Origin of the sequence: Segatella albensis DSM 11370 = JCM 12258, assembly GCF_000426565.1 — a bacterium.
GTDB lineage: Bacteria > Bacteroidota > Bacteroidia > Bacteroidales > Bacteroidaceae > Prevotella > Prevotella albensis.
In genome coordinates, this window is sequence record NZ_AUFP01000009.1 from 1 (window position 1) to 25,769 (window position 25,769).

General features: G+C 39.5%; 19 protein-coding genes. 8 read left to right on the forward strand and 11 right to left on the reverse strand.

The features are described from left to right. The first annotated feature begins 763 nt into the window (after positions 1-763). Complete coding sequence (locus tag K333_RS0106520) at positions 764-1,951, forward strand: oxygen-binding di-iron domain-containing protein (RefSeq protein ID WP_024989939.1); 1,188 nt, start codon at positions 764-766, stop codon at positions 1,949-1,951. A gap of 33 nt (positions 1,952-1,984) precedes the next feature. Here the strand turns inward: K333_RS0106520 and K333_RS0106525 are convergent, their stop codons facing one another. From K333_RS0106525 to K333_RS0106550, 6 genes are all read right to left on the reverse strand, one after another. After that, positions 1,985-2,410: a Fur family transcriptional regulator gene (locus K333_RS0106525; protein ID WP_024989938.1), complete on the reverse strand. Its 426-nt coding sequence runs from the start codon at positions 2,408-2,410 to the stop codon at positions 1,985-1,987. A gap of 172 nt (positions 2,411-2,582) precedes the next feature. After that, positions 2,583-3,431, reverse strand: a complete 849-nt coding sequence (locus K333_RS12045) for an N-acetylmuramoyl-L-alanine amidase-like domain-containing protein (protein WP_036886214.1) — start codon at positions 3,429-3,431, stop codon at positions 2,583-2,585. Further along, the gene (locus K333_RS0106535) at positions 3,428-4,525 is read right to left on the reverse strand and encodes a DUF4421 domain-containing protein (RefSeq protein ID WP_404828009.1); all 1,098 of its coding nucleotides are present in this window, start codon (positions 4,523-4,525) and stop codon (positions 3,428-3,430) included. Before K333_RS0106535 ends, K333_RS12045 begins: the two co-directional genes overlap by 4 nt. Before the next feature lie 83 nt (positions 4,526-4,608). Beyond that, a complete protein-coding gene (locus tag K333_RS0106540) occupies positions 4,609-5,592 on the reverse strand; it encodes a Gfo/Idh/MocA family protein (RefSeq protein ID WP_024989935.1) in 984 nt (327 codons plus the stop codon). Positions 5,593-5,604: 12 nt separating this feature from the next. Next, on the reverse strand, positions 5,605-6,276 hold the full coding sequence (locus K333_RS0106545; RefSeq protein WP_024989934.1) for a YggS family pyridoxal phosphate-dependent enzyme: 672 nt from the start codon (positions 6,274-6,276) through the stop codon (positions 5,605-5,607). A gap of 11 nt (positions 6,277-6,287) precedes the next feature. Continuing rightward, positions 6,288-6,791: a DUF4494 domain-containing protein gene (locus tag K333_RS0106550; protein ID WP_024989933.1), complete on the reverse strand. Its 504-nt coding sequence runs from the start codon at positions 6,789-6,791 to the stop codon at positions 6,288-6,290. Positions 6,792-6,983: 192 nt separating this feature from the next. On the opposite strand from K333_RS0106550, the gene K333_RS0106555 reads away from it, so the two are divergent. From K333_RS0106555 to K333_RS0106570, 4 genes are all read left to right on the forward strand, one after another. After that, positions 6,984-8,189: a pyridoxal phosphate-dependent aminotransferase gene (locus tag K333_RS0106555; RefSeq protein ID WP_024989932.1), complete on the forward strand. Its 1,206-nt coding sequence runs from the start codon at positions 6,984-6,986 to the stop codon at positions 8,187-8,189. Between the two features lie 3 nt (positions 8,190-8,192). Further along, positions 8,193-9,443, forward strand: coding sequence for an ABC transporter permease (locus tag K333_RS0106560; RefSeq protein ID WP_024989931.1), 1,251 nt, complete (start codon positions 8,193-8,195; stop codon positions 9,441-9,443). Between the two features lie 192 nt (positions 9,444-9,635). Further along, positions 9,636-11,303, forward strand: a complete 1,668-nt coding sequence (locus K333_RS0106565) for an AMP-binding protein (protein ID WP_024989930.1) — start codon at positions 9,636-9,638, stop codon at positions 11,301-11,303. A 1-nt stretch (position 11,304) separates the two neighbouring features. Next, positions 11,305-12,975 carry an AMP-binding protein gene (locus tag K333_RS0106570; RefSeq protein ID WP_024989929.1) on the forward strand — a complete coding sequence of 557 codons (1,671 nt, stop codon included), beginning with the start codon at positions 11,305-11,307 and terminating at the stop codon, positions 12,973-12,975. A gap of 94 nt (positions 12,976-13,069) precedes the next feature. Here K333_RS0106570 and K333_RS0106575 read toward each other — a convergent pair whose 3' ends face one another. Both K333_RS0106575 and lepA read right to left on the reverse strand, forming a co-directional pair. Then, a complete protein-coding gene (locus K333_RS0106575) occupies positions 13,070-13,666 on the reverse strand; it encodes a Crp/Fnr family transcriptional regulator (RefSeq protein ID WP_024989928.1) in 597 nt (198 codons plus the stop codon). 71 nt (positions 13,667-13,737) lie between these two features. After that, positions 13,738-15,531: a translation elongation factor 4 gene (lepA, locus tag K333_RS0106580; protein ID WP_024989927.1), complete on the reverse strand. Its 1,794-nt coding sequence runs from the start codon at positions 15,529-15,531 to the stop codon at positions 13,738-13,740. A 116-nt stretch (positions 15,532-15,647) separates the two neighbouring features. On the opposite strand from lepA, the gene K333_RS0106585 reads away from it, so the two are divergent. Continuing rightward, positions 15,648-16,055: a hypothetical protein gene (locus K333_RS0106585; RefSeq protein ID WP_024989926.1), complete on the forward strand. Its 408-nt coding sequence runs from the start codon at positions 15,648-15,650 to the stop codon at positions 16,053-16,055. A gap of 447 nt (positions 16,056-16,502) precedes the next feature. Here K333_RS0106585 and K333_RS0106590 read toward each other — a convergent pair whose 3' ends face one another. From K333_RS0106590 to K333_RS0106600, 3 genes are all read right to left on the reverse strand, one after another. Then, positions 16,503-17,249, reverse strand: coding sequence for a YebC/PmpR family DNA-binding transcriptional regulator (locus K333_RS0106590; protein WP_024989925.1), 747 nt, complete (start codon positions 17,247-17,249; stop codon positions 16,503-16,505). Positions 17,250-17,288: 39 nt separating this feature from the next. Then, positions 17,289-19,751 (reverse strand): phenylalanine--tRNA ligase subunit beta, encoded by a 2,463-nt coding sequence (gene pheT / locus K333_RS0106595; RefSeq protein ID WP_027452480.1) that lies wholly within the window; start codon positions 19,749-19,751, stop codon positions 17,289-17,291. Positions 19,752-20,203: 452 nt separating this feature from the next. After that, on the reverse strand, positions 20,204-21,775 hold the full coding sequence (locus K333_RS0106600; RefSeq protein WP_024989924.1) for an NAD(P)/FAD-dependent oxidoreductase: 1,572 nt from the start codon (positions 21,773-21,775) through the stop codon (positions 20,204-20,206). A gap of 270 nt (positions 21,776-22,045) precedes the next feature. Here K333_RS0106600 and thrA point away from each other — a divergent pair, with 270 nt between their 5' ends. Together thrA and K333_RS0106610 are read left to right on the forward strand one after the other, a co-directional pair. Continuing rightward, the gene (thrA, locus tag K333_RS0106605) at positions 22,046-24,481 is read left to right on the forward strand and encodes a bifunctional aspartate kinase/homoserine dehydrogenase I (protein ID WP_024989923.1); all 2,436 of its coding nucleotides are present in this window, start codon (positions 22,046-22,048) and stop codon (positions 24,479-24,481) included. A 9-nt stretch (positions 24,482-24,490) separates the two neighbouring features. Beyond that, positions 24,491-25,768, forward strand: a complete 1,278-nt coding sequence (locus tag K333_RS0106610) for a cofactor-independent phosphoglycerate mutase (protein WP_024989922.1) — start codon at positions 24,491-24,493, stop codon at positions 25,766-25,768. The last annotated feature ends 1 nt before the right edge of the window (position 25,769 follow it).

Here is a 25,769-nt window from a genome sequence, read left to right on the forward strand (position 1 = left end):
CATTGTAAAATATCTTTTACTTCTTTCGAAGTCTAATTGTCTGTTCAGAACGATTATCCTTTATAGTTACCAAGTCTAAAAGCACCTTCAATTAATTGAACGGTTCGTTTTATTACCCAAGTTTTACATTTTTAATTATGCAAACTCGCTTCTTGTACTACTTCTCTGTTTATGTAAATCTTTTCAAAGAACTCTTTCTTCATGCGGCAAAAAGCCTTGTAAGACTCTTGCCTTACTCTTAGGATTCGAGCTTCAATTGTTAGGTTGTTGCCTTGTTCCTGAAAGCGAGTGCAAAGGTATAACTTTATTGCCAAACTGCCAAAACTTTCATGAGAAAAATTCGAGATTTTTGCAAAGTTTTCGTAATATTTGACAAATAAAAAAAATAGAATATGGAATTTATACCTTATTATATATGAACACAATAAATTATATAAGACAAGCCTACATAGAATACCTAAAAGTTATGATTAATATCTTCCTTACATTTCATGCATTTTAGGTATTGCACCATTTCACCAAAACATCTAACTTTGCACCGAAACAAATAAATAAGCCATAATAGATAATATTCGCTAAGGATAAAATTCATAATGTTTTTGTATACCAAATAAGAGCCAGCTGTGAAGCCGGCTCTTATCATCTGCAATATATCCAATATCTTTTAGTAAATATTAACAACGAACAGATATACAACTTTCTGACAAATACTCTATATTTGCATCAATAAGTATTACACATCTTAAACTTAACATTATCAATCATGGCAAAGAAAATTACAGATAAAGTGACTTGGGTTGGAAAAATAGACTGGGAACTAAAACATTTCCACGGTGACGAACTATCCACAGGAAAGGGATCAAGCTACAATTCATATCTTATCCGCGATAAAAAGACCGCACTTATAGATACGGTTTGGGGACCATATGATGAAGAATTTGTAACTCACCTGTGTGAAGAAATCGACCTACACGACATAAACTATATCATCATGAACCATAATGAGAGTGACCACTCCGGTGCACTTCCAGCACTAATGCGCGAGATTCCAGACACACCAATCTATTGCACCGCCAAAGGCGAAAAGATACTCCGTGGACTCTACCATCAGAACTGGAATTATGTTAACGTAAAGACTGGTGATGCCCTCAATATTGGAGACAACACTCTGACCTTCATAGAAGCACCGATGTGTCATTGGCCCGATACGATGGTAACCTATGCAAGCAACGAACAAATACTCTTTTCCAATGACGTATTTGGACAACATTTCGCCACAGAAAGTCTCTATGACGACACTGTCAGTAAGTCAGATCTCTTTTACGAAACAGAAAAGTACTATGCCAACATTTTGAATCTTTATAACCCAATGGTACAGAAAAAGATAAAAGAGATTGTCGCTATGAATTTACCCTTACGCATGATATGTCCAAGTCATGGTATAATTTGGACCAATCACATTAAAGATGTCATCGATTGTTATCTTTCATGGAGCAACAATTATCAAGAGAATCAAATAACTATTATTTACGACACAATGTGGCAAAGTACACGCCGTATGGCAGAAGCGATAGCCGATGGCATTCGGCAACAAGACCCTACCATCAAGGTGAAACTTATGAATGCTGTAAAAGATGATAAAAATGATATCATCGTTGAGGTATTCCGCTCTCGTGGCATCCTCATCGGGAGTCCCACGGTAAATATGGGAATTACTTTCGCTATTGCAGGCATCATAGAAATGATTCACGGTATGAAGTTCAAGAACAAGACCTTTGGAGCATTTGGTTCCTCCGGATGGGGCGGCGGCGCAGAGAAACGTATAGCCGACCGAATGACAGAAGCAGGTTGGAAACAAGCAACAGAACCTTTTAAACTTCTTTGGGCACCAGACCGTGATGGAGAAAAAGCATGTCGAGAATACGGAAAGCTATTTGCTCAAAAATGCTAATAAATCAAGGGCTATCAGCATATAAAGATAGCCCTATTTCTTTTTCTTCTTACACTCAAAGCACACACCCCTTAGAATATAATTGGCACTCGTAACTTCATAACCTTCCGGAATATCAACAGCAGGCATCGGAGTGTCATAAAGGCAAAACGTCCTATGACAACATTCACAATAAAAATGAACATGCTCATCATCATCATATTCCGCATCATGACTATGACATAATTCATATTTTATTCCACCTTCACCATCTTCAACTATATGTACCACGTGATGTTCACGAAACAGCGTAAGGGTACGGAAAATATTCGACTTGTCTATCGAAAGTATCTTATATTCCAGTTCTTTCATGGAAACAGGTCGCTCTTGTACTGCCAGTGTCTTAGCAATAACAATGCGATTCGCCGTCGGCTTTACCCCATGGCATTCCAATAATTTTACAAAATTGTCATTTTTCATTTTCATCAATAAAAACTACGATATAGAATACTATTTTCTTTCCAGCAGACTAAATTACGCGAATAACTGCGTTGATTTACGAAGTTAACTACATCGACTCACGAAGTTAACTGTATAAACTCACGAAGTTAACTATGTAAAGTGATGAAGTTAACTGCATAAAAACTAATAATCACTTCACTCGACAGACACGAATACCCAATTGCGATGGATGTTTCTGCATATACTGCCAAAGCGACATAGGCTCCTCGATTACTTGATGATGAATGCTAGAAGCGTTAAGAAGATGAAGTTTCCCATCCTTTCCCCACACAGCAATACCAATATGAGAGGTATCGAGTCCTTTCTTTTTAGTGAGGATAACAAGGATATCCCCATCTTGTATCGATTTTCTTACGCAACTATTACCAATCTGATTCTTAGGGATATAGCGATAACGCTTTCCAGTAACACTTTGTTCCAAAGCACGAATACCAGTCAACCATTGGGGATGCGAATCGAGCATTTTATAATTACCTACATGAGTTGACATATAATTGACCCTTACAATCTGTATTCCACAGAAAGGAGGGTTAGGAGAATCTATTTTCTCGACAATTTTCTCACGCTCATTATCATCCATCCATACCGTAAAATAATGCTGGCGACATACATAATCTACCTTACCTCCAATATATCTGATATGCCGAAGAGCATCACAAAAGGCAGCAAACGTAGTCTTTCGCTGTTCCGCACATCGTGTAAGGGCTGCGACCTGCTCAACATAGGTAGTACAATCCAACTCAGAAAGATTTACAATTAATTGTTCTTCTTTCGTTCGATCAAGTGTACCTCCAACATATGGAACTCCAACAAACTTCCGACCGAAATACAACATCCAACTACCTGCCTTACGCGCCTTCATCCGAGAAGCTTCTCGGAGCAATTGTTCTATTCTACAACGGCCTTCGGAGCTACACAATACCTGTGCACGAATTTGCGACGTCCATACCATCAACAACAATAAAAAATATTTCTTCATCGTTTACCGAAATTAAAACCTATATAGAAATTTAAATAGCCAAAGAAATTATTTGTCGAGAATTGTTTCTTGGTATAGTTATAGCTATGCAGAATAGCACTAGCACCCGCATACCATTTCATATTATTATAGACCAATCCGAAACGTCCGATTCCATCAACATTAATGTTTTTCAAATTAAAATCACGAAGTGTGAATCGACCATGATTGGTATCCGAAAGGGTATGCTTATAAGCCAAAGCTGCCGACAGACTTGCATTAAAAAGCCAATGCGGAGCAAAGACCCAGTTATAGCTATAACCGCAACTAAAAGAAATATCAGTATATTCTATTTTCCCAAAAAGTCTACTACTATCCAATCCTATTTCTAAAGAAGAAAGGTTAAGACGCTCGCGAGTTAACTTATCCAGTTTATTCCAATCCATAGACAACTTTTGATTGGTGTAACCAATACCAGCCAACCAACTTCCTGCACTATGACGCTGCACGGTACTCTGACTATAAGCAGCAGGATAAGAAAAACGTCTATGATTGAATATGTAATACAAATTAACCCCCTTGATGCTAGAATTCAATCCTTCAAAATCTACATCTTTGATTGCATCGGTATTTATATTTTTCTCTAAGTCAAGACTGCAAATACGATAATTATTACCAGTCTCACGCCAAAACAAATCTACGCCTACCAAACTGCTATATAAACTCAAACCAAATTCTTTACGATTTGATTTCTCTGAATTCATACTGATATGTTTCAAATCTATCGTATAGCCTAGAAAGATCCATCTCCACCCCACATAAGGACCCAACTTATACGACACTTCCGGTGCAAAGGTAATACTATTTCCATCTTTCTCAGACAGTCTATACATCTCATATGTATTCGTACTCTGGAGCATGACAGTATAATTATATCGTTGTGGTTCAATATAATTTGTATCAATATTATTAAACTCCTGAAAGAGCCGGATAAAACTTTTTCCGATGCGACGAAAAAATGTTTTCTTATGACGTATACAGGTCAGAGTATCAGAAACATTACATGACCGATCAACATTTTCTGAAGAATTTACGACAGACGAAACATCAATCAGAGAAGGATTGGTGCAAATAGTTTCCCTGAACGAATCTGCCTTAACATGATTGCCAAGAAACAGAAGAAACAATATCGAACATATCAATCTTTCCACAAGATACGATCAAGAACCCAATTGGTTGGTGTTGCAGAAATACTTGTACACTCACAAGTGCCAATACCTTGCATATCCTCAATAACACTTTTGATGATAGGTAACTGTACATAAGGTGGATTAGGAACCTCTATATTCATATCACCCTCACTAGTAACCAAACGTATAGGATCATAATTAAATACAGAGAAACTCACCGTACCTCGCGTTCCTATCACCTCTATGCGATCTTCCTTGGCACTTTCGTGCCCAACAAAACACCAACTTCCACTACCAGGAATACCACTTTCAAAATAGAAACACGCAGAAATTGTATCCTCAGCCTGATATAAATGAGCACGATTGGCCGGATAGCCATGGGCACGAGTTATCACTCCAAAGATATCCTGAAGCAAATCCAACTGATGAGGAGCCAAATCGTAAAAATAGCCACCACCAGAGATATCCGGTTGAAGGCGCCAAGGTAATGTATCACCACGACTATAATCCAAATCACGAGGAGGTACTGAGAAACGTACTTGAACATTCACGACATCTCCAACAGTACCGTTTTTTATGATTTCCTTGACTTTTTGGAAATAAGGTAGATATCGCCTATAATAAGCCACGAAGCAGGGTACGCCCGTCTCCTCACTAATACGATTAATGCGGATACAGTCGGCATAACTGGCAGCCAGCGGCTTCTCTATGTAACAAGGTTTGCCAGCACGCATCGCCATAATAGCAAACGTAGCATGACTAGAAGGCGGAGTAGCAATATAAATTGCATTAATATCAGGATCCTCAATTAATCGGGATGCATCCGTGTACCACTTACGTATATGATGACGCTCGGCATATCGACGTGCCTTATCCTCACTACGACTCATCACAGCCTCGACATGCGAGCCTGGCACCTCATTGAAGGCTGGACCAGATTTCTTTTCCGTCACCTCACCACAACCAATAAATCCCCAACTGATTTTCTTCATGACCTAAATATTTTAATAGACCCTAGGACCAAATATTGTAGTGCCCACACGTACCATAGTAGAACGATGCTTTACAGCCAACTGATAATCGTGACTCATACCATACGAACGCACGGAGAAATGATCATCATCGGCAAAATAGTCATGCTTGATTTCATCAAAGAAGCAAGCGGCAGTTTCAAAATCGCTCTCTATACGGGCAGTATCGTCAGTGTTAGAGGCCATCATCATGATTCCACAAATCTGAACATGCTTTAGTTCTCGCCATTCACCACTAGCAAGCAATTGGCGACAATCATCCAGCGACAAGCCGTATTTTGTAACCTCGGCAGCAATATGAAGTTCTAGAAGCACTTTGATTACGCGATCGCATTTTGCGGCCTGTTTTTCGATTTCGCGCATCAGCTTCATACTGTCGCAAGCCTCTATCATAGATATATAAGGTGCAATATACTTCACCTTATTAGTTTGCAAATGGCCAATAAAATGCCACTCAATATCATCTGGCAACACTGCGACCTTCTGCTGCAACTCTTGTTCGCGACTTTCGCCGAAGACCCTTTGACCCTCTGCGTAAGCCGCCTCAATATACTCTTTAGGGTGAAATTTGCTGATAGCAACCAATTGTACGTTGTTTGGCAAGTTATCCAGCACCTCGTGTAAATTCTTTGCTACATCAAACATAACCTGTATATTTATTCTCCCTTAGGTTGCTCCTCATATTCAGGAACATCATTCTTTTCCTCTTTCTTAGAAGCATGATGTTCGAAGACATCCATAATTTTGGTTTCGTTGATACTAGAAATCACATAGTCAACGATAGATCCCTTCATAGCTTCATCGACATGATTTACCGCGCTGGCGAAACTTCCGGCCTGTACCAGATAAGTAACAGTAGAACGCTTTTCCTTCTCTGTTTTCTCATCGATAGTGATAAACTGCAGTTTAGCCTTATACCATTTATCATCTTTATCCATGTCACTGAAGAAGATCTCACCATATGCAGCAGGAGAGATACTGGTAATCTTCATATCTCCACTAATATACGACATCATTTCTTCGGTAATAGCACTTTCTGCATCTGTGAAAGTAAAAGCATCGACAACATACTGCTCAACGACAGGTTTCTCCATGCCGTCTTCCATCATCTTCTGATATTTTACTTTGGTCTCAAACCAAGTACTTGTTCTACTTCTCATTTTATATATAGGTTTATATTTCCACTAAAATTCTTGCCATGCAAAAATAACAAAATAAAATGAAATAGAAATATCACAAGAGTGATAAATATCAAAAAAGAGCGTTTTTTAAATATTTCTCCTTTTCATTTACCAATTCTCGATATATTTGTTTATCTTTGCACCTTGATAATTAACAAATGATACAGAATCATGCCTGAAATATCAGTTCGTGGACTTGAAATGCCAGAGTCACCTATTAGGAAATTGGCTCCTTTGGCTACAGCAGCTAAAAATCGTGGCATTAAAGTTTATCACTTAAATATTGGTCAGCCAGACCTCCCCACTCCACAATGTGGTCTTGATGCGCTAAAACATATCGACCGCACAGTACTGGAGTATTCTCCTAGTCAAGGATATTTGAGCTATCGCACAAAACTCGTTGACTACTACAAGAAATTTAACATCGACGTTACTCCCGACGATATTATTATTACGGCCGGAGGTAGTGAGGCTGTACTTTTTGCATTTATGAGTTGTTTGAATCCTGGCGATGAAATCATCGTGCCAGAACCAGCTTATGCCAACTACATGGCCTTTGCCATCTCAGCCGGTGCAAAAATACGTACAATAGCGACAACTATAGACGAAGGGTTTTCTCTGCCAAAAGTTGAAAAGTTTGAGGAACTCATCAATGAGCGTACTCGAGCTATTATGATTTGTAACCCTAACAACCCAACAGGCTATCTATACACACGAAGAGAGATGAATCAAATTCGTGATTTGGTAAAGAAATATGACCTTTATCTATTCTCTGATGAAGTGTATAGAGAGTATATCTACACAGGTTCTCCTTATATTAGTGCCATGCACCTAAAAGGAATCGAAGAGAATGTCGTACTCATCGACTCTGTATCAAAGCGCTATTCAGAATGCGGTATTCGTGTGGGCGCACTGATTACCAAAAACGAACAGATCCGCAAAGCCGTAATGAAATTCTGTCAGGCACGTTTAAGCCCTCCTCTTATTGGACAAATAGTAGCAGAGGCTTCGCTTGATGCACCAGAGGAATATTATCGCGATGTATACGATGAATATGTAGAAAGACGTAAATGCCTTATCGACGGATTGAATCGCATTCCAGGAGTGTACTCTCCTATTCCTATGGGTGCGTTCTATACCGTAGCGAAGTTACCAGTAGATGACGCCGAGAAATTCTGCCGCTGGTGCTTACAGGATTTCAACTATGAGAACGAAACCGTCATGATGGCTCCAGCCGCTGGTTTCTATACGACACCAGGTGCAGGAATCAATCAAGTGCGCATCGCTTATGTATTAAAGAAAGCTGATTTGGAAAGAGCTCTATTTGTGCTTCGTAAAGCACTAGAGACCTATCCAGGAAGAATTGATGAGGAATAAAGAATGAATCTCCCATACTTTATAGCAAATAGAATATATTCTGATAAGAGTGACAAGAAACGTGTTGCTCGACCAGCCATTCAAATAGCCACAATAGGTGTAGCTATCGGACTAGCCGTAATGATAATCTCTGTTTGCGTAGTATTGGGATTTAAGCACACTATCAGAGACAAAGTCGTAGGATTTGGATCGCATATTGTTGTTGGCGATTTTATGACTATTCAGTCGAATGCTAACTATCCAATAGTAATGAACGATTCTATGACAGGCGAGATCAAGAAGATTCCTGGTGTAAAACATGTCCAAAGATATGCTATAAAACAGGGAATTCTGAAGACTGATAGTGACTTCCTTGGTATTGTATTCAAGGGTGTAGGCCCAGAATGGGACTCTACTTTCATTCACCAGAATATGGTAACCGGCAGTATTCCTCATTTCGATGATAAAGCGAGCCATAACAAGATTCTCATATCCCAGTTAATGGCTGACAAACTACATCTGAAGACAGGTGATAAAGTTTTTGGATATTTTATCGACGATAATAATGGTATTCGTACCCGCAGATTTTCCATACAAGGTATCTATCAGACCAATCTGAAGAAATATGATGAAATTATCTGTTTTACCGATCTATATTCTACTATAAAGTTGAATGGATGGTACGAAGATCAGACAAGCGGTGCTGAAGTCACGGTGAAAGATTTCAATCGACTCAATGAAACCGCCCAATATTTTACAAACAAGATAAACAGGCAGACAGATCATTATGGAGAAACATACTCAAGTGCTACCATAAAAGAAATAAATCCTAGTATATTTTCATGGTTGAACCTTTTAGATTTGAATGTGTGGATTATCTTAGGACTTATGTTGGCAGTAGCCGGAGTGACAATGATCTCAGGATTACTTATTATCATCCTAGAGCGTACAAATATGATCGGTATATTGAAAGCACTAGGAGCTAGAAATAAGACCATCCGCAAGACATTTCTCTGGTTTGCCGTATTCATAATAGGTCGTGGAATGATTATCGGCGACATCTTAGCCATAGCATTACTGATGCTACAGAAATATACAGGTATCATTAAATTGGACGCACAGACTTATTATGTAAGTACAGTACCAGTAGAGTTCAATTGGTATTTCATCTTAGCATTAAATATTACAACACTAGTCATCAGTGTTCTCATGCTGATAGCTCCAAGCTATTTGATTTCTCATATTCATCCTTCAAAAAGTATGAGATACGAATAAATGAAATACTCGGATATTTAATGTAAGATTCTGAACTTAAAAATTTCTTTTTAGAACAATTCATACCATTCTTCCTCTGCGTAGAAAGTAAGAATTATAAAAAAGTTACCACTTGAAGCAAAAAACTGCACAAAAGATTTTGAAATGTGCAAAATTCATTGTACCTTTGCGCAAAATTTGAAATATTGTGCAATGGATAATATACCAAGCTTTAACTCATTTATCGAACAAAGCATCATAAAGAATTGGGACAAAGATGCCCTTACGGATTATAAAGGGAGTACCTTACAATATCATGATGTTGCTCGCAAGATCGAGAAGCTTCATATTATGTTCGAGAACTCAGGAGTTCAGCAGGGTGACAAAATAGCACTCTGTGGACGAAACAGTTCAAATTGGGCAGTAGCCTTTCTCGCAACCCTAACATGGGGTGCGGTGGTAGTGCCTATCCAAAATGAGTTCACACCAGAACAAATACATAACATCGTAAATCATAGCGAAGCAAAGTTACTCTTTGTCGGAGATGTCGTAGCTACTCAGATTAACCCTGATGAAATGCCTAATCTTGAAGGCATCATCTATATTCCAGATAACAGTTTGGTTATTTCACGTACTGAGAAGTTGACATATGCTCGTGAACATCTCAACGAAATATTTGGAAAAAAATATCCAAAATATTTCCGCAAAGAGCACGTTAGCTACTTCAAAGACAAGAGCGATGATTTAGCTATGATAAACTACACCAGTGGAACAACAGGATTCTCAAAGGGAGTAATGCTACCCTATCGCGTATTATGGGGTAACTTAGATGGACTGAACGATGCTATCATGCGCCATATAAAATCAGGAAGCAATGTACTAAGTATTTTGCCTATGGCACATATGTATGGACTTCAGGTAGAATTCATCATTGAATTCTGTGCAGGTAATCATATTTTCTTCCTCACACGCCTTCCTAGTCCAACATTAATACAGCAGGCTTTCTCAGAGATTCATCCTGCCATCATCGTATCAGTACCACTCATCATTGAGAAAATTGTTCGTAAGAAAATATTCCCTATCATTCAGAACAATCGCGTAAAACTCTTGATGAACATGCCTATAATCAAGGAGAAAATCAAGGAAAGAATATGCGAATTAGTAAAGAAGGAATTCGGAGGTAATGCTTACGAGATCTTAGTGGGTGGAGCAGGACTAAACAAGGAGATAGAAGCCTTCTTTGTGAGCATCGGTTTCCCTATTACTATTGGTTACGGTACCACAGAGACAGGACCTATGATTACATATAGCGATTGGAAAGATTTTGTACCAGGATCTTGTGGAACAGCTATCAAACACATGGACGTAAAGATTTTGAGCAATGACCCAGAAAATATTCCTGGAGAAATTGTCACACGTGGCATAAACGTGATGGATGGCTATTACAAGAACGAGCAAGCTACCAAGGCTGTAATCGACGAAAATGGATGGTTCCATACTGGTGACTTAGGTACCATGAGCAAAGATGGTCATGTGTTTATTAATGGTCGTATTAAGAACATGCTCTTAGGAGCTAACGGTCAGAATGTATTCCCTGAAGAGATCGAAGACAAACTCAATTCCATGGCTATGGTAAACGAATGTATCATCATCCAGAAAGATGACAAGCTGGTAGGTTTAGTGCATCCAGACAAAGAAGAAGCAGAATCATTAGGTTTTACAGATGATGACTTGGAAAGTATTATGGAACAGAACCGCAACGAGTTAAACACTCAGTTACCTTCTTTCTGTAAGATTTCAAAGATAGTCCTTCACGATAAAGAATTCGAAAAGACTCCGAAAAAATCTATTAAGAGATATTTATACCAAAGTGCAGTTTAATATGGAAATTCCTAGTTTTAACGCATTAATAGAAAAAAGCATTAAAGAGCATTGGGACCTTGATGCTTTGACTGACTACAAGGGAACTACACTTCAATATCATGATGTAGCCCGAAAGATTGAGAAGTTACATATTATGTTCGAGGATGCAGGTGTAAAGAAAGGCGACAAGATTGCTCTTTGTGGTCGCAATAGTGCTGCATGGGCATGTGCATTTCTTGCTACACTTACTTATGGTGCAATAGCTGTACCTATACTACATGAGTTCCTTCCCGATCAGATTCACAACATCGTAAACCATAGTGATGCTAAGTTACTATTCGTGGGAGATGTAGTAGCGACACAAGTAGATGCAACAAAGATGCCAGGCTTGGAAGGTATCATCTACATTCCAGACTATTCTTTGGTTGTAAGTCGTACTGATAAATTAACTTATGCTCGTGAGCACCTCAACGAAATGTTCGGAAAGAAATATCCAAAATATTTCCGTAAAGAGCATGTAAACTATTACCATGAAGAGAACCCTGATGAGTTAGCACTCATCAATTACACAAGTGGAACAACAGGATTTTCTAAGGGTGTAATGCTCCCTTACCGTTCTTTGTGGAGCAACGCAGACTTTGCGGATAGCGTATTATCTAAGCGTATTCACAAAGGAGACAACACACTGAGCATTCTGCCTATGGCTCACATGTATGGTATGGCTTTTGAATTCCTCTATGAGTTTATCAAAGGTTGCCATATCTACTATCTCACCCGCGTACCAAGTCCAGCTATTATAGCACAGGCTTTTGCAGACATCAAACCTGTTATCATCATTGCAGTACCACTGGTTATTGAGAAGATTGTACGTAAGAAGATTTTCCCAAAGATTCAAAACAATCGTATGCGTATGCTTCTTCATATGCCAGTAATTGCTAAAAAGGTAAGAGAAAAAATCGGAGAGCAGATGTACAAGGCATTTGGCGGTAACGTGTACGAAGTAATCATTGGAGGTGCTGCTTTCAATCAGGAGGTAGAACATTTTATGCATCGTATAGAATTTCCTTACACGGTAGGTTATGGTGCTACGGAATGTGGTCCTATCATATGTTATGCAGATTATCATGATTTCGTACCAGGCTCTTGTGGCCGTGCTGCTCTCCATATGAAAGTACGTATCGACAGTCAGGATCCTGAAAATATACCAGGAGAGATTCTTTGTAAGGGACCAAATGTTATGTTAGGTTATTACAAGAATGAGGAAGCAACAGCTAAGAGCATAGATAAGGATGGATGGTTGCATACTGGAGACCTTGGTACAATGGATGGCGATGGAAATGTATTCATTAAAGGACGTTCCAAAACAATGCTTTTAGGGGCTAACGGACAAAATATCTATCCTGAAGAAATCGAAGACAAACTAAACTCTTTGGCAATGGTCAATGAGAGCATTGTGATTCAGGAAGGCCAGAAATTAATTGGTCTTGTTCACCCAGACTATGACGAGGTGAAAGTATTAGGACTAAGCACAGAGGATTTAGCCAACGTGATGGAGCAGAACCGTGTAGCCCTAAATTCTATGATTCCCGGTTATAGTAAGGTAAGTGAAATCAGAATTCAAGAAGAAGAATTCGAGAAGACCCCAAAGAAGAGTATTAAGCGTTACCTTTATCAAACTAACGTAAACTAACTCATCCGGATGCACTGAAATTAAGCAACTTCCATAGAAGTTATATAAAAGAGAAATATAAAATCCCGATTCTTTTTAGGAATCGGGATTTTTATTATTCATTTAAAACTGCAGCTCTAACTCTACTTAAAGTCTCAGGCGACATCTGTAAATAATTAGCGATATAATTAAGAGGTGCTCGCAAGACAACCTGAGGATTAAGTTCACACATCTTTTTATAACGATTCTGTGCGCTCTCGAATCTCACAAGATCCGCATGCACCTGAGAAATAATCAAACTCTCTTCCAAGATCTTTCGATACAGCATCTGAATATTGATATTACGCATGGCCTCTTCCTCCAAACGCTTTTTAGGCAGAGCAAACACTAAGGTTGGTTCCAACGCCTCCACCTGCAATCTGGTAGGTTCCTCCTTAAAGAGGCTTTCAATACACATAAAGATAGTATGATCTTCACCAAGATGCTCTGTTAACTCCTTATTATTTTTATAGTAGAATTGGCGAACAAGTCCACGTTCTACATAATAAATACAATCACAGACATCCCCCTCTTTAAGGATCATCTCCCCCTTAGCAAACTTCATAGGTACTAGAATACTCTCCAAAGTATCTAGTTCCTCATAAGTCATCGTACTATATTTTCTCGCAAGTTCGCGAGCAATATCACGTGTTGTAGTGGCAGCCTCTTTCATTTTGCATTCCTCCTTATATTTGCTAAAAGAAATTATTTAGTTAAAGTTTTTATCTCTCTTTGTATCTCTCTTTAATCAAGCTTCAATACAGCTAAGAAAGCCTTCTGCGGTACTTGAACATTACCAACCTGCTTCATACGTTTCTTTCCTTTTTTCTGCTTTTCCAACAATTTACGCTTTCTACTAACATCACCACCATAACATTTGGCAGTTACATCTTTTCTAACCTGCTTAACGGTTTCACGGGCTATGATCTTTGCACCAATTGCAGCTTGAATAGCGATATCAAATTGCTGACGTGGTATAAGTTCCTTCAACTTTTCACACATTCTTCTGCCGAATGTCACAGCATTACTTTCATGGGTAAGTGTAGACAAAGCATCAACAGGTTCTCCATTCAACAAGATATCAAGTTTTGCCAACTTTGAAGGACGGAAAGAATCGATATGATAATCAAAGGAAGCATAACCCTTCGAAATACTCTTCAATTTATCATAGAAGTCGATTACTATTTCACCTAATGGCATATAGAAATGAAGTTCTACACGATTACCGCTTACGTATTCCTGATTGATCAGTTCACCTCGCTTATCAAGACATAAAGTCATGATAGGACCAATATAATCTGTAGAGGTAATAATACTAGAACGAATGTATGGCTCTTCTATATGATCTATCAAAGTCTGGTCAGGGAGACCTGATGGATTGTGTACCTCCTTACAATTTCCCTGCTTATCATATACCATATACGATACATTAGGTACCGTTGTAATCACATCCATATTAAATTCACGGTCGAGACGTTCCTGAACAATCTCCATATGAAGTAGTCCTAAGAATCCGCAACGGAATCCGAATCCTAAGGCAATAGAACTCTCAGGAGAGAATGTCAGCGAAGCATCATTCAACTGAAGCTTTTCCAAAGAAGCACGAAGATTCTCATAATCATTTGGATCTATAGGATATACACCAGCGAAGACCATAGGCTTCACTTCTTGGAAACCTGCAATGGCCTTATCACAAGGATTTGCAATAGAAGTAACTGTGTCACCCACTTTTACTTCTGTAGCATTCTTGATACCAGAAATGATGTAACCAACTTCACCTGTTGCCAACTCATTACATGGAACCATATCCATTTTCAGAGTTCCTACCTCATCTGCGATATATTCCTGCCCTGTATTGAAGAATTTCACTTTTTCTCCCTTGCGAATAACACCATTCTCAACTTTACAAAGCACGATGATTCCGCGGAAAGAATTGAAGATAGAATCAAAAATCAGAGCTTGTGCAGGAGCCTTTGGATCACCCTCCGGATGAGGAATACGAGTCACTACAGCCTCAAGGATATCCTCCACACCTTCACCAGTCTTACCAGATGCACGGATTATATCTTTTCTATCACATCCAATAAGGTCTACGATTTCATCCTCTACCTCATCAGGCATAGCATTAGGCATATCTATCTTATTGATGACAGGAATAATCTCCAAGTCATGATCAATAGCCATATATAGATTGGAAATTGTCTGAGCCTGAACACCTTGAGTTGCATCAACAACAAGCAAAGCACCTTCACATGCAGCAATACTTCTAGAAACTTCGTAAGAGAAATCGACGTGTCCCGGAGTATCTATCAGATTCAAAGTATAGTCCTTGCCATCCTCAGCTTTATAAGCCATCTGAATAGCATGACTCTTAATGGTGATACCACGTTCGCGCTCTAAATCCATATCATCCAACATCTGACCTTCAGTAATCTTAATCGTCTGAGTCTTTTCAAGAAGACGATCGGCCAAAGTTGACTTTCCATGATCGATATGGGCTATTATACAGAAGTTTCTTATTTTATTAATATTGTTCATGAAAATCTTTTTCTTTAATTTGCAAATATACAAAGATTAATTTATATTTCATCATTCAGAATTCATAATTTTAATAAAAAGTTAGTATCTTTGCAAGAAATAAAATAAATAAAATCATGAAAAAAATATTGTTTTTAGCAGTTTGTTCTATTTTATTTGCCACATCTTGTTCTGAAACTCTCGAAGAGAAAGCACAACGTGACGCAAAAGAATATACAGAGAAATTCTGTCCTACACCATATCAAAACGATGAGCGTACTGACAGTTTATCTTTCGACCTTGCTACTATGACATTCACCTATTATAGAATGCTAAGAGGAAAGGCTGACAATATTCAGGTCATCAATGCAAACAAACAGAAATTAATCAATGTGATTCGTGAAAGTGTCACCAACGATCCTAGTACGAAAGCATATAAACAAAAAGGTATTAAGTTCAGATTTGAATATCGTTCTGCTAGTAATCCCAAAATTGTATTATTCGATCATACATATACTCAAAAGGATTATAAAGCTGGTCTATAGTAGAGAATAATTTATTAGTACCTCGTTAAAATTTAAGCATCACCTACATGTGCTCTTAAAATTATAACTAACAGAAAAACATTTCATCTCGAATATCTCGATTTACGACAGTTGCATTTTTTGCAACTGTCGCGTCTTTAGAGGACCTACTTCCTTTGTAGGTATTGGTGATGTATCTGCATAAATGTAACCGCACGATTCCTATAACATTGTGATACACTCGTGAGTTCATTACATGTACCACGGCCGTGGTACAACTGTACGTCGGCCGTGATACAACTGTGCGACGGCCGTCGCACAAGTATATCACGGCCGTCGCACACCAAACAAAACAACATTTATACAAACACGAAAAAGGCTGTGTAAGAATATATCTCTACACAGCCTTTATATTTTATTTTTCAAATACTACGGAAACAACATTATAGGTCCGTAATACCCAAATTATTATTCTGCATTGTCCTCACCCTCAAGAGGTTTCATATTTGTATAAACATTCTGGACGTCATCGAAATCCTCAAGTTTCTCAACCATCTTATCAATGGTCTCACGCTGCTCAGGAGTAACATCCTTCAAATCTGTTGGAATACGAGTGAACTCAGCACTAGTAATCTCAAAGCCTTTATCCTCAAGATACTTCTGGATTTCTCCGAAACTTGTAGGCTGACCATAGATTGTGATCTCGCCTTCTTCAGCATCCTCATCAAACTCGTCTTCTACTCCATAATCGATCAACTCAAGGATTAGTTCATCCATATCAAGACCATCCTTCTTCTTAAATGTGAACACACACTTATGGTCAAATAGGAAACTCAAAGACCCCTGTGTACCCAAGTTACCATTAAACTTATTGAAGATTGAACGAACGTCTGCTACGGTACGAGTAGTATTATCAGTCAATGTATCAACAAAGATTGCGATTCCGTGAGGACCATATCCCTCGTAAGGTACCTCCTTGTAATCGCTAGTATCCTTACCCATTGCGTTCTTGATTGCACGCTGGATATTATCCTTAGGCATATTCTCACGCTTACAAGTAGCGATAATAGCACGTAAACGAGGATTATTCTCAGGTTCAGGACCACCAGCCTTAACAGCAATAGCAATCTCCTTACCTAACTTTGTAAATGTACGGGCCATATGACCCCATCTCTTGAGCTTTGTAGCTTTACGATATTCAAATGCTCTTCCCATTGGAGTAATTTTTTAATATTTATTATTATTATTCTCGTATTAACGCAACTCCGCATTAAGCTTTGTTGTGAGCTGATGAATCAATTTATTCATGATGGCTTCGATAGCCTTATCGTTCAAGGTCTTGGTTTCATCCTGCAAGATGAAGTTTACTGCATAACTCTTCTTTCCTGCTGGAAGATTCTTACCCTCATAGACATCAAAGAGTTCAACCTTCTTCAAAAGTTTCTTTTCTGTCTGACGTGCGATTTGTTCTACCTGTCCAAATTCAATATCTTTATCAAGTAACAACGCTAAATCTCGGCTTACTGCTGGATATTTAGAAATTTCAGAGAACTGGAGTTTATTCTTACGGATAGCCTTCATGACATCTGTCCAGTGGATATCAGCATAGAACACATCCTGCTCTATACCAAACATCTTCTTCAATTTCAAATCAACAATACCAAGTTCCGCTAGAACTTTTCCCTGATGAGTTTCAAAGTTCAAACCCTTAGAGAAGATATTGTTATCACTCTTCTTAACTACGAAGTTCATAAGGCCACAACGGCGGAAAATATTCTCCACGTTTGCCTTCAACTCATAGAAACTTGTTTTTTCATCGGCATGAGCCCAAGAACCTTCTACGCGCTTACCTGTAAGCCATAAACCGATGTGATATTCTTGAACATATGCTTTGATTGGAGATTCTGCAGTCCATTTATCCTGAGAGAAGTGATAGCAATTTCCTACCTCAAAGAACTTCAGATTGGCACTTTTACGATTCACATTACGAACAATGCTCTCCATACCTCCAAACAAAAGAGTCTGACGCATTACACCAAGATCAGCGCTCAATGGATTCATGATTTTAACGGTCTTATCCCAAGGATATGCATTAAGTTCATTTGATTCATAATATGCCGACTTGGTCAATGAATTGTTAAGAATCTCATTGAAACCTGCACCAACAAGTTGTTCACCAACAAGATTCTCTAGATGATAGTTCTTATCTGCCTCTCCTTGAACATTCAAAGAAGACTTAAGAGTTGTTGGAATTTCTACATTATTATATCCATATATACGAAGAATATCCTCTACGACATCGCAAGGACGCTGAACATCCACACGATATGCAGGAACAGAAAGATCCAGACCTTCTTCATCTTCCTTATTAATCTTCATTTCAAGACTTGTAACAATACTCTTGATTGTATCGTGACCTAATTGTTTTCCTATCAGACGATCACAATATTCATAATTCAAGCGAACATCGAAGTCGTTGATTGGATTAGGATATACATCCTTAATCTGCATGCTAACTTTTCCACCAGCAAGCTGTTTGCAAAGTATAGCAGCCTGTTTCAAAGCATAGATCTGACCATTAGGATCTATACCACGTTCAAAACGATAGCTGGCATCAGTACTCAATCCATGACGGCGAGCGCTCTTACGAATCCATGTAGGATGGAAATATGCACTTTCCAAGACAACATTCTTTGTAGTCTCATAAGTACCACTACCCTTACCACCAAAGATACCTGCAATACACATAGGTTCCTCAGCATTACAGATACTCAAATCATGTTCTCCGAGTTCATGCTTCTCACCATCGAGAGTTACAAACTCAGTACCTTCAGGCTGAGTGCGAACTACTATTTTATGGCCTTTCACCATATCAGCATCAAAACAATGCATTGGCTGACCATAAGCCATCATCACATAGTTTGTGATATCAACAATATTATTGATTGGACGCAAGCCAATAACACGAAGTTTATTCTGAAGCCACTCAGGACTTTCTTTTACTTCACAATCAGTAATGCTCAAACATGCATAACGCTTGCAAGCCTCTGTATTTTCGATTTCTACTTCAATAGGAAGTTCTTCATTATCGACCTTAAATTCTGAACAATCAGGGCGATGAAGACTAGTCTTATATCCGTTCTGAGTCAACCAAGCATAGAGATCACGAGCCACGCCATAATGAGACAAAGCATCAGCGCGATTAGCTGTAATATCTATTTCGATTACCCAATCACTTTCCAAATGATAATATTCTGCAGCAGGCTGACCAATAGGAGCATCTTCTGGCAAAACGATGATACCAGCATGATCTGTACCTACACCTATTTCGTCTTCAGCACAAATCATTCCAAAGCTCTCTACACCACGAAGCTTTGACTTTTTGATAGTAAATTCTTCATCACCATCATAAAGCACACAGCCTAAATCTGCTACAATAACTTTCTGACCTGCAGCAACATTCGGGGCACCGCAAACGATTTGCTGTGGTTCTCCCTTACCGAGATCAACAGTAGTGATATGGAGATGATCTGAATTAGGATGAGGTTCACATGTAAGTACCTTGCCTACAAAGAGACCTTTCAATCCACCTTTGATTGATTGTACTTCTTCTAGTGCGTCTACTTCGAGACCTGTTGAGGTCAGCGCGTCCGCTGTCTCCTGTGGAGTCAAATCGAAATCGACGTATTCTTTAAGCCATTTGTAAGAAACTTTCATTATAATGATTTTTATATATTCTCAAAACTTTGCAAAAATACTAATTTTCGGGCATATAGCAAAAAGAATAAGCCGAAAATTCACATCTTCAGAATCGAAGTATTATTTCTTGCCATAATGTTGAACTTCTGTATACCGACTAAAGCCTTTACGAAAGATATCATGAGTTTGCACTTACCTGTTGAATTTAAAAGGGGCTAAACAACAGGAAATTTCTAATACAAAACATACAACACAATCTGTTGGATGAATTAAATTAGTGTATGCTTTATTTTACAGGTCAACATACATTTTGCTGACGTACCATCGGTATAAATAGTAACCTTTACTGTTGTACAATGTTTTTTATTTACAAAACTTTTTTAAAGAATCTGACATATAAATATATATAATCCAAAAAGTCTGGCATAAAGTATCACTTTCTTACCAGACTTTCCTATAAATTTAATAATTTATCCTAATTGGTTGATATACTCGGCCATTGCGTCTGCGCATCTTTCACCATCAACACCGGCACTTACGATACCACCAGCATATCCTGCGCCTTCGCCACAAGGGAACAATCCTTGTATTCTGACATGCTGTAACGTTTCTCTGTCGCGAAGGATTCTTACAGGACTCGAGGTTCTTGTTTCCGTAGCGATACAAACAGCTTCATTGGTCAGAAATCCATGGGCATGCTTGCCAAAAGTCTTAAAACCTTCTCGCAGTCTACTACTAATCATTTCGGGCAACCAGAAATGCAAAGGACTGGAAATCAGACCTGGAGCATAACTCGATTTCGGTAAATCATAAGACAACTTTCCATTTACAAAGTCTGCCATTCGTTGCGCTGGAGCGGTCTGCTTCATATTTCCCTGTTGCCAGCAATTCTTTTCCAACTGTTCCTGAAACCTCATGACATTCAATACATCATCTCCTTCTACATCTTCCGGATGTAATTCGACAACCATACCCGAATTCGACCATGCCGTTCCACGATTACTTGGACTCATACCATTAACCACGATTTGCTCGTCTCCCGTTGCGGCCGGAATCACGAAGCCTCCCGGACACATACAGAACGAATACACTCCCCTGCCATCTACTTGAGTTACAAAACTATATTCTGCTGCCGGCAAGTATTTACCACGTCCGTTCTTGTTATGATATTGTATTTGATCGATCAACTCACTTGGATGCTCCAGACGAACACCCACAGCGATACCCTTTGATTCAATCTCTATCTTGGCCTTAAAGAGATAACGATATACATCACGAGCCGAATGACCTGTCGCCAAAATAACAGGTCCATGGAATGTCAACTCGCTACCGTCTTTCTGATTGATAGCCTCAACACCTACAACTTTATCCTTTTCAAGAATCAGAGAAGTCATCTTTGTTTGGAAATGCACTTCACCACCACATTTCAGAATTGTATTGCGCATATTTTCGATGACACGAGGCAGTTTATCCGTACCAATATGAGGATGAGCATCCGCAAGAATAGATGTTGATGCACCATGCTGACAGAATACATTCAGTATCTTATCTACCGAACCACGCTTCTTGCTTCTGGTATATAGCTTACCATCAGAATATGCGCCCGCACCACCTTCGCCAAAACTATAATTACTCTCACTATCAACTTTCTGAGTTTTAGTGATATTTGCCATATCCACTTTGCGACTTCTCACATCTTTACCGCGTTCCAGTATCACAGGACGCAAGCCATGTTCTATCAATCGAAGTGCAGCAAAAAGTCCACCAGGGCCCTCTCCCACTACGATAACATCTGGCTTTCCTGTCACATCAGGATAATCTGTATGAACATAAGCATCATCCTGAGGAAATTCATTGATATAGCAACGCACTTTCAAATTCATATAGATTGTACGCTGACGGGCATCAATACTTTTCTTCAACACTCGAATCTGATTGATTGTGCGAGCATCGAGACCTTTCTCTTTTGCGAGATATTGCTTAATATTCTCCTCATTATATGCTACCTGAGGAAGAACGCGAAGTTGATATTCTTGAATCATGCTGCAAAGTTACAAATTCTTATTCATAAAATCAAGCAAAAGAATGATGTATCTACATCTTCTCATGACAAGGGAAATGCAACTAACCCGTATTTTTCTTCATATATTAACTATCTACACCCCGAAGAATAACAAATTGTAGCTAAAAAGCACAATTAATGAACGATTTATTTTGTTCTTCTTAACTTTCTTATTACATTTGCAACCAAGTTTTGCTTCGGCCTCGGTAGTTGCGGGGGTGGCATTACAATACTAAAATTAATCATGCACATGAAAGTATTAAAATTCGGCGGAACATCTGTAGGTTCCGTAAAAAGCATTCTCAGCTTAAAGAAAATTGTAGAAAACGAGGCTAAGCATCAGCCTGTAGTCATCGTAGTAAGTGCCTTGGGAGGTATAACAGACCAATTACTTTCTACATCCCAGATGGCTCTCCGACATGAGGAACGTTGGAAAGATGAATTCAATGCGATGGTAGACCGTCATCATAAGATGATAGATACCATTATCACCGATACCAAATCACGTGAGGACTTATTCAATCAAGTAGATGTACTCTTTGAGCAGTTAAAGAGTATATATTATGGTGTATTCCTGATTCATGACTTGAGCGAGAAGACTCAAAATGCTATTGTTAGTTATGGTGAGCGTCTTTCGAGTCGTATCGTCGCTACTCTTATCCGTGGTGCGAAATGGTTTGATGCTTTCAATTTCATCAAGACAGAGCGCAAGAATAATAAAAACACGCTAGATAGTGAACTTACAAACAAACTGGTGAGGGATACTTTCTGCGACCTGCCTCGAGTTTCTCTAGTTCCTGGTTTTATCTCTCGCGATCGCGATACTGATGAAATAACCAACTTAGGACGTGGCGGAAGCGACTATACGGCTGCTATTATTGCTGCCGCTCTTAATGCTGAGGTACTTGAGATCTGGACTGACGTTGACGGATTCATGACTGCAGACCCTCGCGTCATCAAGTCGGCCTATACCATAAATCAATTAAGTTATATAGAGGCTATGGAACTTTGCAACTTCGGTGCAAAGGTCATCTATCCTCCTACGATATATCCTGTATGCATCAAGAACATACCTATCAAGGTCAAGAACACCTTCAACCCGGAGAATCCCGGCACTATCATCAAGCAAAAGATAGATGATGACAAGAAACCGATCAAGGGTATCTCTTCGATAAATGGTACAGCACTCATTACTGTGACCGGTCTTTCTATGGTAGGTGTGATTGGTGTGAACCGTCGTATCTTTACTCGATTAGCCGACGAGGGCATTTCTGTATTCATGGTGTCTCAGGCTTCTTCTGAGAACTCTACTTCTATTGGTGTACGTGAAGAGGATGTCGAAGCTGCTGTATCAGCACTCAATGAGGAGTTTGCTGCCGAAATCGAAGATGGCGCAATGTTCCCAATGCATGCAGAATGTGGTCTGGCCACTATAGCCATTGTCGGTGAGAATATGAAGCATGCTGCCGGTATCGCAGGTAAACTATTCGGAACTCTCGGTAGAAGTGGTATCTCTGTCATAGCCTGTGCTCAGGGTGCATCAGAGACGAACATCTCTTTCGTTGTGAAGAGTGAATTTCTCCGCAAATCCCTCAATGTTCTCCACGACAGTTTCTTCTTGTCTGAATATAAGGTCCTTAACCTCTTCATCTGTGGTGTCGGCACAGTTGGAGGAAAACTAATAGAACAGATCAAGAACCAATATCATGAACTGATGGTACGCAACGGCTTGAAACTCAACGTTGTGGGAATAGCATCATCACATAATGCTATATTCAACAGAGACGGACTAGACCTCGATACTTTCCGAGATGATTTGAAAACATCAGAGCCAAGTACTCCAGACAAACTACGAGACAACGTCATCGCTATGAATATTTTTAATAGTGTATTCGTAGATTGTACTGCCAGCAAGGATATTGCAGCTCTTTATCAGCGTTTCCTAGAGAATAACATTTCTGTAATTGCAGCCAACAAGATTGCTGCTTCAAGCAATTACGATAGTTATGCTAAATTAAAGAGAACGGCACTTGCCAGAGGTGTAAAGTTCAGATTTGAAACAAATGTTGGTGCTGGTCTTCCTATCATTGGTACCATCAACGACCTACGCAACTCTGGTGACAAGATTCTCAAAATCGAGGCTGTGCTCAGTGGTACACTCAACTTCATTTTCAACGAGATCTCTTCTGATGTCCCGTTCTCTGAGACTGTACATCGTGCCAAAGAGCAAGGCTATTCAGAACCAGACCCTCGCATCGACCTGAGTGGTACAGATGTGGTTCGCAAACTTGTCATCCTCTCACGCGAGGCTGGCTACAAAGTAGAACAGGAAGACGTAGAGAAGCGTCTATTTGTACCTCAGGAGTATTTCAATGGTACTGTAGATGATTTCTGGAAGAATTTACCTGCTCTCGATGCAGATTTCGAGGTGCGCCGCAAACAGATAGAAGCAGAAGGAAAACGGTGGCGCTTCGTTGCCACCTTAGAGGGAGGCAAAACCTCTGTCGCTCTAAAGGCGGTAGACAGGAACCATCCTTTCTATAATCTTGAGGGAAGCAACAATATCGTGTTGCTCACCACAGAACGTTATAAAGAATATCCGATGCTCATACAAGGATATGGCGCTGGTGCCAGCGTTACCGCAGCTGGTGTATTTGCCAACATTATGAGCATTGCTAATATATAATCAGAGCGTATGAAACATATTATTATTTTAGGTGATGGCATGGCCGACCACCCAATAGAGAAACTGGGGGGCAAGACTTTGTTGCAATATGCCAATACTCCTTATATGGATATGTTGGCACGCCAAGGAAAGACGGGACGACTCATCACTGTTCCAGATGGCTTCTTACCTGGATCTGAGGTGGCAAACACGGCCATCATGGGTTACGATCTGAATCAGGTATACGAAGGACGAGGTCCTCTTGAAGCTGCGTCTATCGGTTACGAGATGGCACCCGAAGATATGGCCATCCGATGCAATATCATCACACTGGAAGATGGAAAGATTCTTACCCATAATGGAGGAAACTTAAGTACGGAAAATGGCGACATTCTCATCAAGTATCTTAATGAGAAACTCGGTGACGATCAAATCCGTTTTATTACCGGTATCCAATATCGTCATCTGTTGGTTATCAAATATGCCAGCAAACATGTGGTATGTGCTCCTCCTCATGATCACCCTAATGAGGAATGGAAACCTTTACTCGTAAAACCTGAAGAGGGATGGGAGAATGTGCACGAACCTGTCATTGGTCGTAACGGTCAACCTACGGGGAAATTACGCATGACTGCTCAGGAGACTGCTGATATTCTCAATTATCTTATTCTGAAATCTCAAGAATTACTCTCTGAGCATCCATTCAATCAGAAAAAGATTGCTCATGGTGAGCGACCAGCCAACAGTATATGGCCATGGAGCGGAGGTTATCGCCCGAACATGCAAACACTGATGCAGTTGTATCCGCAGGTAAAGTCGGGCTCTTGCATCTCTGCAGTTGATTTGATCAGAGGCATTGGGCACTATGCCGGACTCGATATCATCAAGGTTCCTGGAGCCACCGGACTTGCCGATACCAACTATGAGGGTAAAGCACAAGCTGCTATCGAGGCTCTTCGACATCAGGATTTCGTTTATCTGCACCTCGAAGCTACAGACGAAGCTGGGCATGATGGAGATCTCGAATTGAAAGTCAAGGCCATCCAGTATCTGGATCATCGTATTGTAGAACCTATATATAAAGAGGTGTCAACATGGGATGAACCGGTCTGCATCGCCATCTTACCCGACCACCCTACTCCCGTAGAGATTCGTACTCACGTAAAGGAGGCTGTTCCTTTTCTTATCTGGTATCCGGGTATCGAAGCCGACAGCGTAGAAAGCTATAATGAAGTTAGTTGTGTAAGAGGGGCTTATGGCCTTTTGCAATTACAGGAGTTTATGAACACTTTTATGAAAATCGATTAAT

Coding starts and splice junctions, on each gene's coding strand:
- K333_RS0106550 (WP_024989933.1), bottom strand. CDS start 6,791: ATGAGAAGTAGAACAAGTACTTGGTTTGAGACCAAAGTAAAATATCAG.
- K333_RS0106590 (WP_024989925.1), bottom strand. CDS start 17,249: ATGGGAAGAGCATTTGAATATCGTAAAGCTACAAAGCTCAAGAGATGG.
- K333_RS0106545 (WP_024989934.1), bottom strand. CDS start 6,276: ATGTTTGATGTAGCAAAGAATTTACACGAGGTGCTGGATAACTTGCCA.
- K333_RS0106525 (WP_024989938.1), bottom strand. CDS start 2,410: ATGAAAAATGACAATTTTGTAAAATTATTGGAATGCCATGGGGTAAAG.
- pheT (WP_027452480.1), bottom strand. CDS start 19,751: ATGAAAGTTTCTTACAAATGGCTTAAAGAATACGTCGATTTCGATTTG.
- K333_RS0106575 (WP_024989928.1), bottom strand. CDS start 13,666: ATGAAAGAGGCTGCCACTACAACACGTGATATTGCTCGCGAACTTGCG.
- K333_RS0106555 (WP_024989932.1), top strand. CDS start 6,984: ATGCCTGAAATATCAGTTCGTGGACTTGAAATGCCAGAGTCACCTATT.
- K333_RS0106610 (WP_024989922.1), top strand. CDS start 24,491: ATGAAACATATTATTATTTTAGGTGATGGCATGGCCGACCACCCAATA.
- lepA (WP_024989927.1), bottom strand. CDS start 15,531: ATGAACAATATTAATAAAATAAGAAACTTCTGTATAATAGCCCATATC.
- K333_RS0106585 (WP_024989926.1), top strand. CDS start 15,648: ATGAAAAAAATATTGTTTTTAGCAGTTTGTTCTATTTTATTTGCCACA.
- K333_RS0106520 (WP_024989939.1), top strand. CDS start 764: ATGGCAAAGAAAATTACAGATAAAGTGACTTGGGTTGGAAAAATAGAC.
- K333_RS12045 (WP_036886214.1), bottom strand. CDS start 3,431: ATGAAGAAATATTTTTTATTGTTGTTGATGGTATGGACGTCGCAAATT.
- thrA (WP_024989923.1), top strand. CDS start 22,046: ATGAAAGTATTAAAATTCGGCGGAACATCTGTAGGTTCCGTAAAAAGC.
- K333_RS0106560 (WP_024989931.1), top strand. CDS start 8,193: ATGAATCTCCCATACTTTATAGCAAATAGAATATATTCTGATAAGAGT.
- K333_RS0106565 (WP_024989930.1), top strand. CDS start 9,636: ATGGATAATATACCAAGCTTTAACTCATTTATCGAACAAAGCATCATA.
- K333_RS0106600 (WP_024989924.1), bottom strand. CDS start 21,775: ATGATTCAAGAATATCAACTTCGCGTTCTTCCTCAGGTAGCATATAAT.
- K333_RS0106540 (WP_024989935.1), bottom strand. CDS start 5,592: ATGAAGAAAATCAGTTGGGGATTTATTGGTTGTGGTGAGGTGACGGAA.
- K333_RS0106570 (WP_024989929.1), top strand. CDS start 11,305: ATGGAAATTCCTAGTTTTAACGCATTAATAGAAAAAAGCATTAAAGAG.